This window comes from Pseudoalteromonas sp. DL2-H2.2 (genome assembly GCF_021532535.1).
Taxonomy (GTDB): domain Bacteria; phylum Pseudomonadota; class Gammaproteobacteria; order Enterobacterales; family Alteromonadaceae; genus Pseudoalteromonas; species Pseudoalteromonas rubra_A.
In genome coordinates, this window is record NZ_JAKGBD010000002.1 from 81,701 (window position 1) to 96,575 (window position 14,875).

Genomic DNA, 14,875 nt, shown 5'->3' on the forward strand with positions numbered 1-14,875 from the left:
ACATTTTTAGTTAGCATTACTTTAGGTTGCTTTATCAGCTCAAACCAGCGGATAATTCTGATATCAAACATCAACATTTCTTATAGATATGGATATAGACTCTCTGCGTAGTTTCATCGCCTGTGTCGAAAATGGCAGTTTTACCCGGGCTGCCAGCCAACTGTATCGCACTCAATCAGCCATCAGCATGCAGATGAAAAAGCTCCAGCAGGAAGTAGGCAGGCCCTTGTTTGAAAAGTCCGGGCGAAAATTACACCTGACTCAGGATGGACACACTTTAATGCGCTACGCCCGACAGCTGGTGCGGTTACACGATGACACGCTGTCCCATATGCGGCGTAATGAGGGAACAACCTTACTCAGGCTTGGCTGTCCGGACGATTACGCCGATGCAATTTTGCCCAGGTTAGTAAGCCAACTACATCGACATTGGCCAAACCTGGAACTGGACATTCACTGTATGTCCAGCAACCGGATCAAAGATGCGCTGGACCGTGGCGAGTTAGATTTAGCTGTGATCACCCGCAGTCCGGATTCTGAGGAAGGGGTATTACTCTATCATGATCAAGGCGTCTGGGTTGGCAGCTTCCACCCCGATCCCAGTTTGTCACTGGCCATATTCCAGCGAGACTGTCGTTTCCATCAGGCCGCCATCGAAGGATTAATGAAACAGGAGCGGCCATTCAAAGTAATCGCTAACTGCGGGAGCGCTTCTGCTTTGCGCGCTCTGGTTAAAGCGGGCTTGGCAGTGGGTGCGCTGGCGAAAAGTAGCGCACGGGGCCTGCCAATTATCAGCCACTCGGATTTACCCGCCCTGCCGGCTATCGAAATAGTGCTGATCCGCAGTAACGCCGCTGCTAACCCGATTAGAGAAGAGGATTTGCGCGCTATCTGTGATGCTACCGGTAACGCCATCGACCTCCCTGAGTGAGCGTATTCATAGTTGCTTACAGCCACTCTACATGCGCTTACATTTTATGACACCCCGCAAACAGACTCTCACAAGGTGTCTGCATACACTTGTCGGCAAGTTAACCAAACGGAATGACGGCAATGAAAACTTTCTCTCTCCTCTCACTTGTTTTTGCAGTTTCAGCTTCTTTTGCAACTCAGGCTGCCCAGCATAACGAGCAGCACCGCGTAGGTGCTCAGCTATTTGGTGGCGACGCCTCTTACAAAAGCTCAAGCCAAGACGGCGACGGTGTGACACATGTGTATTTTTACTACAACTATCAGTACGACTCTACCTGGGCGCTGGAAGCCGCCTACAACACAGGTATGGAAGCGGATGAATGGGAATGTAAAGATGACAGCGATGACAAGTTCACCTGTACACGCAACGACAAGGCGCTGTTCGGCCTCGGTGCGAATGAGCTAGATTACGATAACTTCGTGCTGGCAGTTAAGGGCCAGTATCAGCTGTCGGATAGCAACTACCTGTACGCCAAACTTGGTGCTCACTACTATGACTACGAGATTGGCTACAAAGGCAAAACCATGGTTGAAGAAGATGGCGTTAGTTTCCTGACGGAAGCAGGCTGGCAGTACGACTGGGACAATGGCATGTCGCTTAATGCCAGTATTCAATACATGGATATGGGTGATCTGGACACGACTAACTTCGGTTTAGGCGTAAGCTATCGCTTCTAATTCAGATAATAAAAGCGCAGCTACTGGCTGCGCTTTTCGCATCAAACGTTAACTTTTTAACAATTGCTGCTGCAATAGATGTACCTCATCCCGAATAGCTGCCGCTTTTTCAAACTCTAACTCTCGGGCATATTGCATCATCTGCGCCTCAAGCTGTTTTATCTGCTCGGTCAGGTCAGTCACACTTTGATTCTGCTTAGCAGCCGATGGCTTTCTCGCCGCTTTCGATGCCGCTGCCTGTTCAGCCGATACTTCCTCGCCCAGGTCCATCACATCGGTGATCTTCTTAACCAGAGCCTGCGGTTTCAGACCATGTTTCTCATTGTAGGCGTGCTGAATAGCCCGGCGTCGCTCCGTTTCATCAATGGCCTTTCGCATGGATTTAGTGATCACATCACCATACAGAATGGCTTTACCATTGATGTGTCGGGCAGCCCGGCCAATGGTCTGGATCAATGAACGGGTCGAGCGTAAAAAGCCTTCCTTATCCGCATCCAAAATAGCAACCAGAGATACTTCGGGCATATCGAGCCCTTCACGTAACAGGTTAATGCCGACTAACACGTCAAACACGCCTTTGCGCAAATCGCGGATAATTTCCATCCGTTCCACAGTATCAATATCCGAATGTAGATAGCGTACCCGAACATCATGATCATTGAGATAATCTGTCAGGTCTTCGGCCATGCGTTTCGTCAGCGTGGTCACCAGCACCCGCTCCTGCAGCTCAACCCGGCGATAGATTTCAGACAGCAAGTCGTCCACCTGAGTGGCAACGGGGCGTACTTCCAGCACGGGATCAAGCAGCCCTGTCGGGCGAATAACCTGCTCGGCGACCTCGCCACTTGAGCGTTCTAGTTCATAGTCGCCTGGCGTAGCTGACACATAGATGGTTTGCGGCGCAATCGCCTCAAACTCTTCAAATTTCAAAGGCCGGTTGTCCATTGCAGACGGTAATCTGAAGCCGTATTCCACCAGGTTCTCTTTACGACTGCGGTCGCCCTTGTACATGGCGCCTATCTGCGACACAGTCACGTGAGATTCATCTATGATCATCAGTGCATCATCTGGCAAGTAATCCAGTAATGTTGGCGGCGGCTCGCCCGGTGCACGACCTGATAAATAACGGCTATAGTTTTCAATGCCCGAGCAATAACCCAGCTCGGTCATCATTTCAATGTCGTATTGCGTGCGCTGTGCAACCCGCTGCTCTTCGACCAGGCGGTTATCGGCCAGTAATTTGTTGCGGCGCTCTTTGAGTTCCTGCTTGATGTTTTCTATCGCGTCGAGAATTTTTTCGCGCGGCGTTACATAGTGAGTTTTGGGGTAAATGGTTGCACGCACTAAATGCTTTTCGACCGCGCCGGTCAGGGGATCAAACATACTAATGCGCTCGATTTCTTCATCGAACATTTCCACCCGGATAGCATAAGTATCCGATTCTGCCGGGAAGATATCGATCACCTCTCCCCTCACCCGATAAGTACCGCGACTAAAGTCCATATCATTGCGGGTATATTGCAGTTCAGCCAGGCGTCTGAGCATGGCCCGCTGCTCCATGGTTTCACCCACTTTAAGCAACAGCATCATCTTCATGTAAGAGTCAGGGTCGCCCAAACCATAAATGGCAGATACAGACGCAACTATGATGGTATCCCTACGCTCCAGCAAAGCTTTTGTCGCAGACAAACGCATTTGCTCAATATGCTCATTGATTGAGGCATCTTTTTCAATGAAGGTGTCGCTGGCAACCACATAGGCTTCGGGCTGATAATAGTCATAGTAAGAAACAAAATACTCCACCGCGTTATTGGGGAAAAACTCTTTCATCTCTCCGTATAACTGTGCGGCCAGCGTTTTATTGTGCGCCATGATAATGGTTGGCCGGTTTAACGTATGAATAATATTGGCCATAGTAAAAGTTTTACCTGTACCGGTCGCACCCAGTAGGGTCTGATGCGCCAGACCGGCTTCCAGCCCATCACACAATTGTGCAATAGCGGTGGGTTGATCGCCACTGGGTGAAAACTCGGACACCAGGTCAAAGACATCACTCATACCGTTTTCTCCTGTGATTGAGGTTGACTTACTTGCATCGCACCCAAAGTGCTCATAAACCATCTATACGCCAGCATTGCCGTAAACAGGTTACCAATTGCGGCGCCAATAAACAGCCCTTGAATGCCTGCAATGTGTGACCCCAGATAAGCGCAAGGGACATAAAACACAAACAAACGCACTATACTCAGAACCAAAGCCCGCATCGGCTTATGTAACGCATTAAAGGATGAGTTGGTAAGAATGATCACCCCTTGCAAACCATAACTCAGTGGCAAGGTATAAATGAATAGCTTAATAATATCGACCACCTGAGGTTCATCGCCAAATGCCACACTGATCCAATGCGATGCCGCAATAAGCACAATATAGATGCCAAACTGCCATGCCATCACAAACTTCAGTGTTGTGCGGTATGCATCTTCAACTCGCTGATACTTCTGCGCACCAAAGTTTTGACTCACAAACGGCGGTAAGGTCATAGATAACGCCAACACCACCAGACTGGCAATCGATTCGATACGACTGCCTACCCCAAACGCCGCCACAGCTTCTGCACCATAGGTTGCAATAATCGCTGTCATCACCGCCATCGCGATTGGCGTAAGCATATTCGCCCCGGCAGCAGGCAAACCTATCTTTAATATTTTACTGGTCGCCTGACTAATGCTTTGCTGCGGACTCGATATCTGTAGTAAACGCTTCTTCACTGCCAACAAATATAAAATGAACACCACACCGACGCTCCAGGCAATCACACTGGCGATCGCTGCACCTTTCACACCCAGTTCAGGAAACGGTCCATAGCCAAAAATAAGCAAGGGATCCAAAATGGCATTGATAAGCCCGCCCAATCCCATGATCAGGCTTGGCGTTTTGGTGTCGCCGCTGGCTCTGAGGATAGAGTTACCTATCATTGGCATAATCAAAAAGACGGCACCTGCAAACCAGATAGAAATATAGTCATAAATATACGGCATGGTCTGTGGGCCGGCACCCAGTAAGGTAAAAATAGGCTCAATCAATGCGTAACCCGCAGCAGACAAGATAGCCACCATCAGCGCAGACACCAGCAAAGCGACAAACCCATCAAACTTTGCTTCTTCCATGTTATTGGCACCCAGTGCTTTTGCGATTACCGCCGACGTGCCGATACCAAGGCCAATTGCCAGGCTGATCACCGTAAAAGTAACAGGAAAGGTAAAACTCACCGCAGCCAGCGGCTCGGTACCAAGCAAGCTAATAAAGAAGGTATCGACTAAGTTAAAACTCATCAGCGTGATCATGCCAAAAATCATGGGCACGGTCATACGCCTGAGCGTAGCCGCTATAGACCCATTGAGAATATCACTGCCGGTATTTGATTGACGAACTGCGGACATAGTTTGTTTTACCTCATTTGGAAGCGAGTATTCTAAAGGATCCCCCTCTGTGATGCACTTAATTAAACACCGATGGCGTGTACATACCTGATACAAGATGCATAACATAGGTAGCGCATCATAGCGCTGTGCGATGATTTAGACTTACCAGCGTTTTCTCGCCATGACACGTATCGCGCAAAACATACGCAAACTAAGCTTCTTGTGCTATCGAGGCTCTGGCACAGCGTTAAAAATTGTTTTATTGGGGTGTTTCACGCCAACTCAAACATATTTAGGAAAAAGTCGGTTTTTTATCGTACTGCAAGTTGAGCCGGGTTACTTTTTGCACATTATTGGTGCTCATGCGAAATAAATTCGTCATATTGGTCATTTCTCTTTCCAGTATGGTGCAATTTTAGTAACCAATTGAAAATTAATAACTAATTATTTTTCACCAAAATACTTGCATCGTCGCTATGCCCCGGAATATATGGCTTCGTAGCACTTTTTAAAGTTTAATAAACAATGTTATCCACAGATTCGGTGGATAACTTATCTCAGCCTTTAAAAATAAAGGCCTAGGCTAGGATCCAAACAAAGGATCTCGTTATTGACGCTGATCCTTCATCCGCCAAGCGGGGATCAGACTGCAATTCACAGCCTGATCTTATGTTGCTAGACCAATATTAGAATATTGCAAATTTGGGGCAATAGAGCTAAAAGCATAGTAAACCATTGATAAGAAAGAAGTTACCATATTAACTAACATATATATGCAATAAATCTGCATATGTTGAGTAATTTTTGTGCAATAAATTCCAATTACACTGGATTGTTATTCGATCTTCACTCGGATCTTTCTCGGATCGCACAGCAGAATCATGATTGATCACAGAGAAAGTGCAAAAAAGCCACGCTTCGAACAAAAATAAGACATAAGCACTAAAAAATATACATTTCGCGACTTGTCCAGATCTGCCACACGCACCTCCTAATTAATACTCATCACTCCAGAGGCCCCAAAAGTCAGCTAAAAAAGGGGCAAATCGCGCATTAATTCAACGAACGAACCGCTTTTTTACAATTCAATGATTTTTATTGTTGACACCTTGCCAAGCGGTCATTAATATTTCGCCCCGTTGAGAGACATGCTTCCCCCTTAGCTCAGTTGGTTAGAGCGACGGACTGTTAATCCGCAGGTCCCCCGTTCGAGTCGGGGAGGGGGAGCCATTTTGAGTCATCTTATTTGTTCCCCCTTAGCTCAGTTGGTTAGAGCGACGGACTGTTAATCCGCAGGTCCCCCGTTCGAGTCGGGGAGGGGGAGCCAATTCACTATACTTCTCCAGAATTATCTAATTTTTCTTTACTTCTCTTTGGCAATTGTTCGAATATATTAGACTTTTTATCATGAATGCTCTACCCTACAGGCATTCTAGGCGGCTATTTCACTCCTCAAAAAAGCTGCTCATGCAAGTCAGTCGACGAACGGAATTTAATCCCAATTTCAGGTAGATGAATAACAATGGCAGGTTTTAAAAAACTCATATTTCTCCAGCTCATTTCCTGGATTGTTTTTTCTGCGCTTGGTAGCTTCTTGGTCGCAAGCAGCTTTGATAATGCCGTTAGCAGAGCTCAACAAAATGCACAAAGCATGGTGAGTAACTACATTCAGGAAAAAACCATGGCGGATGTCACGCCCGAGCACATACGCTTATCTTTGGGCAGTGGCAATGTATTCTCCTCCTTTATAGTCCGCGATTTTGCCGGACAAACCGTACTGAATATTAACACCCAGAGCGAAATGCCGGCTCTGGCAGGCGTGATTGCCAATGCGATGAACTCAGTTCGGCCACAATTTGCGGTGAATAAAAGCAAAGACATTAAAATTGAGTTTCTGATCAATGTGCAGAGCCAGGCGCAATTGCTACAACAAGCGATGATTTTTATGATCATCATTTCCGCGTTGATGGCTTTTATTCCCATCTTCTATATGAAGACCATTTACCGTAAGCTCAATCGTAATGTGAGTATGACCGTTGCTGATGCCGTTGATATCTACATTACTCAAAATCAGGTCTCAGAAAGCATAGATCAGGATTTTAATACCAATAAAGTCGCTGAGCTGGGTGCTGAACTGGCGCCCTCTTTCAACCGACTGGCACACTTTTTAAAGAGCAAGCAGGAAGACATTAAGTCAGCTGCTCAGTCTATTAAACAAGAAGCCTATAAAGATGTGGTGACCGGTCTTGGTAACCGCAATATGTTTGTTGAATATTACGAGCACCAAATTGAGTCGGCCAGTGACAAGAGTTTTGGCTCGCTGGCAATGATACGTTGCAGTGAGCTGCAAATGATCAACCAGACCCGGGGCTACCAAAAAGGCGACTTGTATATCAAAGGCATTGCAGACATCGTCAAACATGTCAGCGGTACTTACACAGGTAGCCAGGTATTCCGCCTTAACAGCTCAGACTTTGCCGTTATTTTACCGAATATCCCCTCTAAAGAAGCTGAGCGCTTTGGCGAAACCTTGCAAGCCAGGTTTACTCAGTATCAGCAAAACCAGGAGCTGAGCTCAGTTGCCAATACCGGTATTGTGCCTTACGAGTCGGGTAAGCCATTGGGCGAGTTGCTGTCGGTCGTGGATAACGCCATGAGTATGGCACAAAGCAAACAAGCCAACGCCTGGCACCTGCAGCGCGAAACAGATCTGGTCAACAATGTCGGTGCCGGATTTGGCAATCAAAACTGGCGACGTGTTATCCGTGAAGTGATAGAAAGCCGCCGCGTGATGCTGATGATGCAGAACATTATGCCGATTGGCAAAAATGTCAAAGCCTACGCCGAAATACAGGCACGTTTTAAAACCGAAGACGGACAGATGCTGCCAACCGCCTCATTCCTGGCGATGGCCGAAAAGCTGGAGATGGCGGTAGAAATCGACCAGCTTATTATCGACACCTCAATCGAGATGATTAAGTCGCGTAATTTCAATGAGAAATTCTTTGGTATCAATGTGACAGCGTCCAGTGCCCACAGTGATCAGTTTGTTATCTGGCTTGAGCGTCGACTGCTAAAAGAAGCCAATCTGGCGTCTAAGCTTATCTTTGAGGTGAGCGAATTCGGCTTACAGCAGAATATTAAAGCCAGTAAGCGCTTTATCGACATGGTGCATCGGGTTGGCGCCCGGATCACGGTTGAGCGCTTTGGTGTTGGACTCACCTCCTTCAAGTTCTTCCGCGACCTGAAACCCGACTTTATTAAGATGGATGCCAGCTATACCCGCGGCCTGGAAGAAGACAAAAACAACCAGTACTTTATGCGACTGATGGTCGACCTGGCGCACCGCATTGGGGTCAGTGTATTTGCCGAAGGGGTCGAAAGTCAGGAAGAAAAGCACATTGTTGAAACCCTATGCCTGGACGGCGTGCAGGGTTACTACATCGAAAAGCCAAAAGAAATTTAATACTCTGATGACAATAGGGCGAACCTGTCGCCCTATTGTCAACTTTACTAGCCATTTTTAACAAACTTTCCCCTCCCTCCCCTGGCTAAATACTGTGATCTCTGGCCCGAAATTGTTAGAATTCTCAGTCTATTCTGGTTCTCTGTAAATTCATTCACACTAAGGGGCAAGCATGACAGAGTATATTCTGTTGCTTATTGGCACAGTGCTGGTAAATAACTTTGTATTGGTGCAATTCCTCGGCTTGTGCCCATTTATGGGTGTCTCGGGTAAACTCGAAACCGCCATTGGTATGTCACTTGCGACGACCTTTGTTCTGACGCTGGCATCCGTGACCAGTTATCTGGTCAATCAGTATATTTTATTGCCCCTGGACCTCACCTTCTTGCGTACCATGAGCTTTATTCTGGTGATTGCCGTTGTGGTGCAGTTTACAGAGATGGTAGTGCGTAAAACCAGCCCCACCCTGTATCGTTTACTTGGGATCTTTTTGCCGCTGATCACCACCAACTGTGCGGTATTAGGGGTTGCGCTACTTAATATCAAAAATGACCACACTTTTATCGGTTCCGCTGTGTACGGCTTTGGTGCTGCGGTAGGTTTTTCATTGGTACTGGTCTTATTTGCCGCCCTGCGAGAGCGACTGGCCGTCGCAGATGTGCCTGCGCCGTTTAAGGGCGCTTCAATAGCCATGATCACAGCCGGTCTAATGTCACTGGCCTTTATGGGTTTTTCTGGATTGGTGAAGTTCTGAGATGACACTGTTTTATGCACTGATAGCCATCGGCGCACTGGCGCTGGTATTTGGCCTTATCCTCGGCTATGCAGCCGTTAAGTACCGGGTTGAAAGCAACCCGATTGTTGATCAGGTAGATGCCATTTTGCCACAAACACAATGTGGCCAATGTGGCTACCCTGGTTGTCGCCCTTATGCAGAAGCAATTGCCAACGGCGATGACGTTAACAAATGCCCGCCTGGTGGCGAGGCCACGGTGAAAAAACTGGCCGACTTAATGGGCGTTGAAGCCAAACCTCTGGCTGGTGGCGAAGAAGCGGAGCCCATCAAAAAAGTTGCCTACATACGCGAAGATGAGTGCATTGGTTGCACTAAGTGTATTCAGGCCTGCCCGGTGGACGCCATTGTCGGCGCAACCCGCCAGATGCATACAGTAATTGCCGATGAATGTACCGGCTGCGACCTGTGTGTCGACCCCTGCCCTGTCGATTGTATTGATATGATCCCGGTGGCACAAACCGTTCAAACCTGGAAGTGGCAAATTGACGCCATTCCCGTGAAGCAAATCGACTAAGAGGTTTAAGTGGAAACTTTACTTGAACAAATTGAACACGGTAAATTGTGGCAGTTTCCCGGCGGCATCCATCCACCGGAGCAAAAATCTGTGTCAAATCAGGCGAGTATTGGTCGTATTCCCCTGCCCGACTATCTGGTGCTACCTCTGAAGCAACACATAGGTGCCAATGGCCAGTTGCTGGTCAACAAAGGTGACTCTGTGCGTAAAGGGCAGCCACTTACCCGCCCCGGCGCAAACTGGTCACTACCAGTGCATGCACCAACGTCCGGCGTGATAAGCGACATTAAACCTATGCCTTCGGCGCACCCCTCTGCGCTGCCTGAGCTGAGCATTGTCCTGACGCCCGACGGTGAAGATAAGTGGTGCGAGCTGAACCCGGTTGCCGACTATACCCAGCTCGACAAGCAGGCATTGATCGACATTATCCACCATGCAGGCATCGCAGGCATGGGTGGCGCCGGCTTCCCGACTTATGTCAAAGCCGACAGTGCCAAACATAAACCCGTCGAATTTTTGGTGGTCAACGGTGTGGAGTGTGAACCATACATCACAGCCGATGACCTGCTGATGCGCGAACATGCCGAGCAAATTGTGCAAGGCATCGAAATTATGCAGCACCTGCTTAATCCTCAATACGTTTTGGTGGGCATTGAAACCAACAAACCTGAAGCCATTCAGGCAATGACCGCCGCAGCGGCTCATAACGATAAGATCCTGGTCCGTGGCCTGCCCGTCAAGTACCCATCCGGTGGTGAGAAGCAGCTGATCCAGGTGCTCACCTCAAAGGAAGTGCCAAGCGGTGGGATCCCGGCAGACGTGGGTGTGCTGGTACAAAATGTCGGTACTTTGTTTGCCGTCAGCGAAGCCATATGTAAAGGCAAGCCGCTGATTGAGCGTGTTGTTACTGTAACCGGCAATACCATTCAGACGCCACAAAATGTCTGGGCGCTGCTTGGCAGTGAAATTAAGCACTTACTAACCTGCCAGGGCTTTGAACCTGTCGCCGAGCAGCGTGTTATCATGGGTGGTCCTATGATGGGCTTTACGCTGCCAACGGTTCGTATTCCGGTGGTTAAAACCACCAACTGTATTCTTGCGCCAGATAATCAGGAGCTGGCGGTTGCAGGCCCCGAACAGGCTTGTATTCGTTGTAGTGCCTGTGCTGATGCTTGTCCGCAAACCCTGCTGCCGCAACAGCTGCAATGGTTTGCCAAAGGCAAAGAGTACGACAAACTGGAAGAGCACAACCTGTTCGACTGCATTGAATGTGGTGCCTGTGCCTATGTCTGTCCGAGTGAGATTCCACTGGTGCAGTACTACCGGGTTGCCAAAGCCGAGATCCGCGAACAGAAACTGGAAAAAGTGAAAGCGGAGCGTGCAAAGGAGCGGTTTGAGGCACGTAAAGAGCGCCTTGAACGGGAGCAGGAAGAGCGGCAGAATCGCCATAAACGCTCAGCGCGCAGCAATACTCGCAGTGCAGAGCAAAGCGATAAGGTCAGCGCCGCAATGGAACGCGTCAAACAGAAAAAAGACAGCCAGTCTGCCGTACAAGCCGCAATTGAACGGGCCAAAGCTAAAAAGTCGGCCGATGGCACACTGGAGCCGGATAATTCAGAAGTGGCACTGGAGCGTGCTAAGCGCAAAGAAAAAGCGCGTCAGTACAAAGCTGAAAAAGACGCACAAGCGACACCTGAAATGCACGCAGGCGGAGAAGGCTCACGTAAAGATGCCGTTGCCGCAGCGATTGCCCGCGCTAAAGCCAAAAAAGCATCACAACAAAACGACGCACCAGAGTCTTCAGCTACAGCGCCCGCAGCAAGTGACGATCCGCGTAAAGCCGCCGTAGCCGCCGCGATTGCCCGTGCTAAAGCGAAAAAAGCGGCGCAACAGGACGACGACACAGCGCAATCGTCGGGTGATGCAGGTACCGAAGATCCTCGTAAAGCCGCTGTAGCCGCCGCGATTGCCCGTGCTAAAGCGAAGAAAGCGGCCAAAGAGGCCGAGCAGCCAGATGAGGCGCAACCCGTCGAGACAGACGCTGAGCCGGTAGATCCCCGTAAAGCTGCCGTGGCCGCTGCGATTGCCCGTGCTAAAGCGAAGAAAGAGGCCGAGCAGCCAGACGAGGCACAACCTGTCGAGGCAGACGCTGAACCGGAAGATCCTCGCAAAGCCGCCGTGGCCGCTGCAATTGCCCGTGCTAAAGCGAAGAAAGCGGCCAAAGAGGCTGAGCAGCAAGCCGATACAGTAACGGATGAGGCAGACGTTGAACAGGAAGATCCCCGTAAAGCCGCCGTAGCCGCTGCGATAGCCCGTGCAAAAGCGAAGAAAGCCGCCAAAGAGGCTGAGCAGCAAGCGGATACAGTAACGGACGAGGCAGACGCTGAACCGGAAGATCCCCGCAAGGCTGCCGTGGCCGCTGCAATTGCCCGTGCTAAGGCGAAGAAAGCAGCCAAAGAAGCCGAGCAGCAAGCGGATATAGAGCAGGCCAGCTCAGCACCTGAGCAAGATTCGCCCGCGAATGATGCGCCCCTGAGCGCCGAAGAAAAACGTCAGGCGGCGATTAAAGCCGCTGTGGCGCGCGCAAAAGCTAAAAAGCAGGCCGCCGCCAAAGACCAAGAAGGAAATGATCTGTCATGAAATTAACCATGGCTTCATCGCCCCACAATCACAGCCACAAAACCCTCAGCCGTCTGATGCTGACGGTCATCGCCGCCTGTATCCCCGGCATCCTGGTGCAGAGTTACTTTTTTGGTCCAGGCACCTTATTCCAGCTGGTACTGGCATTGCTGACAGTCAGCCTCAGCGAAGCTGCTATGATGAAACTGCGTGGTCGACCTGTGTGGCCAACGCTCAGTGATGGCAGTGCCTGGCTAACCGCCGTGCTGCTTGCTGTGAGTATTCCACCACTGGCGCCTTGGTGGGTCACTGTAATTGGTTGTGTATTTGCCATTGTCATCGTCAAACAATTATATGGCGGCCTGGGTTTTAACCTGTTCAACCCGGCTATGGCCGCTTATGTGTTGCTGCTTATCTCTTTCCCGGTGCAAATGACCAGCTGGACACCCATCATGGAGATACAAGCAACACCGCTGTCCGCTTTGGACCAGCTGGCACTGATTTTTACTGAACACACCCTGTCGGGCGCTCCACTGGCGGAAGCCCGCCAGGTGATTGATGGCACCACCTCTGCCACACCACTGGATCATGTCAAAACAGCCGTATCTCAGAATCTGACTGTCTCTGAAGCCACTAATAGTATCGCGTTCGGAGAATATGCCGGACAAGGCTGGCAATGGGTTAACCTGGCTTACCTGTTGGGCGGTTTGTACCTGCTAAAAACCAAGGTCATTAACTGGCACATCCCGGTGGCATTTATCGTGACGCTGGCGGTGTGCAGTGGCTTAGGTTACGCGCTGTCGCCGGCCACACAGGCAGGTACGCTGTTTCACCTGCTTAGCGGTGCCACTATGCTGGGGGCATTTTTCATTGCTACCGATCCTGTATCGGCCAGTACCACCAATCGCGGCCGCTTAATCTACGGCGCGCTGATCGGTCTGCTGGTTTATCTGATCCGTCATTTTGGCGGTTACCCGGACGCCGTCGCCTTTGCTGTGCTGATCATGAACATGGCGGTGCCTTTGATTGATTATTATACGCAACCTCGTACTTACGGGCATGGAGCAAGCTCATGATCCTGTCATCAATGAAAAAGAACGGCCTGATCCTGACCGCCTTTGCACTGGCCACCACCGGCAGTGTGGCATTGGTACAAAGCTTTACCGCGCCAGAAATCGCCAAGCAGGAGCAACGTCACCTGATGCGCATACTGACTCAGGTTATTCCCCAGGCGCAATACGATAACGAGCTCTATCTGGATTGTGCCATCAGCAATGCACCTGAGCTGGGCCCGAATGGCCCGCACATTATCTATCGAGCCCGACTGCAGGGTGAGCCGGTCGCCTTGTTGGTACAGCATATTACGCCGCGCGGCTATAGCGGCAATATCGACATTCTGAGCGCAGTCTATCCCACAGGTGAAATTGCCGGCGTGCGAGTTACCCGCCACGAGGAAACCCCGGGGCTTGGCGACAAAGTTGAGCTGGCCAAATCGGACTGGATCACCACCTTTGCCGCGACCAGGGTTACGCAAGCCAAAGACCCGGCCTTCAATGTGCAAAAAGACGGTGGCCAGTTTGACCAGTTTACCGGCGCAACAATTACGCCTCGCGCCGTTGTGCAGAGCGTAAATGCCGCCGCCTGGTACGCTCGCAGCAATTTTGACGCGCTGTTCGCAGCGCCAAACCACTGCCAGGAGGCCACCAATGAGTGAATTTAAACAACTCGCCCATGAGGGCATGTGGAAAAACAACCCGGCGCTGGTACAGCTGCTGGGCCTGTGCCCGTTGCTGGCCGTCACCAGCACGATAACCAACGCTTTGGGCCTGGGGCTGGCCACTTTACTGGTATTGGTTGGATCCAATGTCACAGTCTCAATTGTGCGAAACTGGGTCCCCAAAGACATCCGGATCCCGGTGTTTGTGATGATCATCGCCGCCTTTGTAACCATAGTGCAGCTGTTGATGAACGCCTATACTTTTGGTCTATACCAGTCACTTGGGATCTTTATTCCGCTGATTGTGACCAACTGCGCCATCATAGGCCGGGCTGAAGCCTATGCCTCAAAAAATACGCCCCTGTTGTCTGCGTGGGACGGTATCATGATGGGGCTGGGATTTGGTGCTGTACTGGTATTACTGGGCGCCATGCGCGAGCTGATTGGTCAGGGCACGCTGTTTGATGGTGCTAACCTGTTACTGGGTGACTGGGCAACCGCACTGCGCATCGAAGTCATAGAATTCGACAGTCAATTTCTGGTGGCCATTTTACCACCGGGTGCCTTTTTAGGGTTGGGGTTAATCATCGCTGCCAAAAACTATATTGATGCACGTAAAGAGGCCCAGGCTGAGCCCGTCGCCAGTCCGGAAAAAGCCCCCCGAGCTCGGGTCACCAGCTTAGATTAACGC

At 50.1% G+C, this 14,875-nt stretch carries 11 protein-coding genes and 2 tRNA genes; 11 read left to right on the forward strand and 2 right to left on the reverse strand.

The features are described from left to right. The first annotated feature begins 88 nt into the window (after nucleotides 1-88). Nucleotides 89-931: a LysR family transcriptional regulator gene (locus L1285_RS02950; RefSeq protein WP_235410936.1), complete on the forward strand. Its 843-nt coding sequence runs from the start codon at nucleotides 89-91 to the stop codon at nucleotides 929-931. Nucleotides 932-1,053: 122 nt separating this feature from the next. Next, nucleotides 1,054-1,650: a porin family protein gene (locus tag L1285_RS02955; RefSeq protein WP_235410937.1), complete on the forward strand. Its 597-nt coding sequence runs from the start codon at nucleotides 1,054-1,056 to the stop codon at nucleotides 1,648-1,650. A gap of 48 nt (nucleotides 1,651-1,698) precedes the next feature. On the opposite strand, the gene uvrB is transcribed toward L1285_RS02955, so the two are convergent. Both uvrB and L1285_RS02965 read right to left on the reverse strand, forming a co-directional pair. Next, the gene (gene uvrB / locus L1285_RS02960; RefSeq protein ID WP_235410938.1) at nucleotides 1,699-3,708 is read right to left on the reverse strand and encodes an excinuclease ABC subunit UvrB; all 2,010 of its coding nucleotides are present in this window, start codon (nucleotides 3,706-3,708) and stop codon (nucleotides 1,699-1,701) included. Next, nucleotides 3,705-5,090, reverse strand: coding sequence for an MATE family efflux transporter (locus L1285_RS02965; protein ID WP_235410939.1), 1,386 nt, complete (start codon nucleotides 5,088-5,090; stop codon nucleotides 3,705-3,707). Before L1285_RS02965 ends, uvrB begins: the two co-directional genes overlap by 4 nt. Before the next feature lie 1,135 nt (nucleotides 5,091-6,225). On the opposite strand from L1285_RS02965, the gene L1285_RS02970 reads away from it, so the two are divergent. The 9 genes from L1285_RS02970 (at nucleotide 6,226) to L1285_RS03010 (ending at nucleotide 14,872) form a co-directional block, all read left to right on the forward strand. After that, a tRNA-Asn gene (locus tag L1285_RS02970) sits at nucleotides 6,226-6,302 on the forward strand. A gap of 20 nt (nucleotides 6,303-6,322) precedes the next feature. Next, nucleotides 6,323-6,399 (forward strand) — tRNA-Asn (locus tag L1285_RS02975). Between the two features lie 195 nt (nucleotides 6,400-6,594). Beyond that, nucleotides 6,595-8,538 carry an EAL domain-containing protein gene (locus tag L1285_RS02980; RefSeq protein WP_235410940.1) on the forward strand — a complete coding sequence of 648 codons (1,944 nt, stop codon included), beginning with the start codon at nucleotides 6,595-6,597 and terminating at the stop codon, nucleotides 8,536-8,538. A gap of 172 nt (nucleotides 8,539-8,710) precedes the next feature. Beyond that, on the forward strand, nucleotides 8,711-9,292 hold the full coding sequence (gene rsxA, locus L1285_RS02985; protein WP_010386487.1) for an electron transport complex subunit RsxA: 582 nt from the start codon (nucleotides 8,711-8,713) through the stop codon (nucleotides 9,290-9,292). Between the two features lies 1 nt (nucleotide 9,293). Then, nucleotides 9,294-9,848, forward strand: a complete 555-nt coding sequence (gene rsxB, locus L1285_RS02990; RefSeq protein WP_046006703.1) for an electron transport complex subunit RsxB — start codon at nucleotides 9,294-9,296, stop codon at nucleotides 9,846-9,848. Between the two features lie 9 nt (nucleotides 9,849-9,857). Further along, entirely contained in the window at nucleotides 9,858-12,488 is a 2,631-nt protein-coding gene (gene rsxC, locus L1285_RS02995) for an electron transport complex subunit RsxC (protein WP_235410941.1), read from the forward strand. After that, entirely contained in the window at nucleotides 12,485-13,543 is a 1,059-nt protein-coding gene (rsxD, locus tag L1285_RS03000) for an electron transport complex subunit RsxD (RefSeq protein ID WP_235410942.1), read from the forward strand. The genes rsxC and rsxD overlap by 4 nt, the downstream gene beginning before the upstream one ends. After that, a complete protein-coding gene (rsxG, locus tag L1285_RS03005) occupies nucleotides 13,540-14,181 on the forward strand; it encodes an electron transport complex subunit RsxG (RefSeq protein ID WP_235410943.1) in 642 nt (213 codons plus the stop codon). Before rsxD ends, rsxG begins: the two co-directional genes overlap by 4 nt. Next, entirely contained in the window at nucleotides 14,174-14,872 is a 699-nt protein-coding gene (locus tag L1285_RS03010) for an electron transport complex subunit E (protein ID WP_046006699.1), read from the forward strand. Before rsxG ends, L1285_RS03010 begins: the two co-directional genes overlap by 8 nt. The last annotated feature ends 3 nt before the right edge of the window (nucleotides 14,873-14,875 follow it).

Coding starts and splice junctions, on each gene's coding strand:
- L1285_RS02955 (WP_235410937.1), top strand. CDS start 1,054: ATGAAAACTTTCTCTCTCCTCTCACTTGTTTTTGCAGTTTCAGCTTCT.
- rsxG (WP_235410943.1), top strand. CDS start 13,540: ATGATCCTGTCATCAATGAAAAAGAACGGCCTGATCCTGACCGCCTTT.
- rsxD (WP_235410942.1), top strand. CDS start 12,485: ATGAAATTAACCATGGCTTCATCGCCCCACAATCACAGCCACAAAACC.
- rsxB (WP_046006703.1), top strand. CDS start 9,294: ATGACACTGTTTTATGCACTGATAGCCATCGGCGCACTGGCGCTGGTA.
- L1285_RS02980 (WP_235410940.1), top strand. CDS start 6,595: ATGGCAGGTTTTAAAAAACTCATATTTCTCCAGCTCATTTCCTGGATT.
- L1285_RS03010 (WP_046006699.1), top strand. CDS start 14,174: ATGAGTGAATTTAAACAACTCGCCCATGAGGGCATGTGGAAAAACAAC.
- L1285_RS02965 (WP_235410939.1), bottom strand. CDS start 5,090: ATGTCCGCAGTTCGTCAATCAAATACCGGCAGTGATATTCTCAATGGG.
- L1285_RS02950 (WP_235410936.1), top strand. CDS start 89: ATGGATATAGACTCTCTGCGTAGTTTCATCGCCTGTGTCGAAAATGGC.
- uvrB (WP_235410938.1), bottom strand. CDS start 3,708: ATGAGTGATGTCTTTGACCTGGTGTCCGAGTTTTCACCCAGTGGCGAT.
- rsxA (WP_010386487.1), top strand. CDS start 8,711: ATGACAGAGTATATTCTGTTGCTTATTGGCACAGTGCTGGTAAATAAC.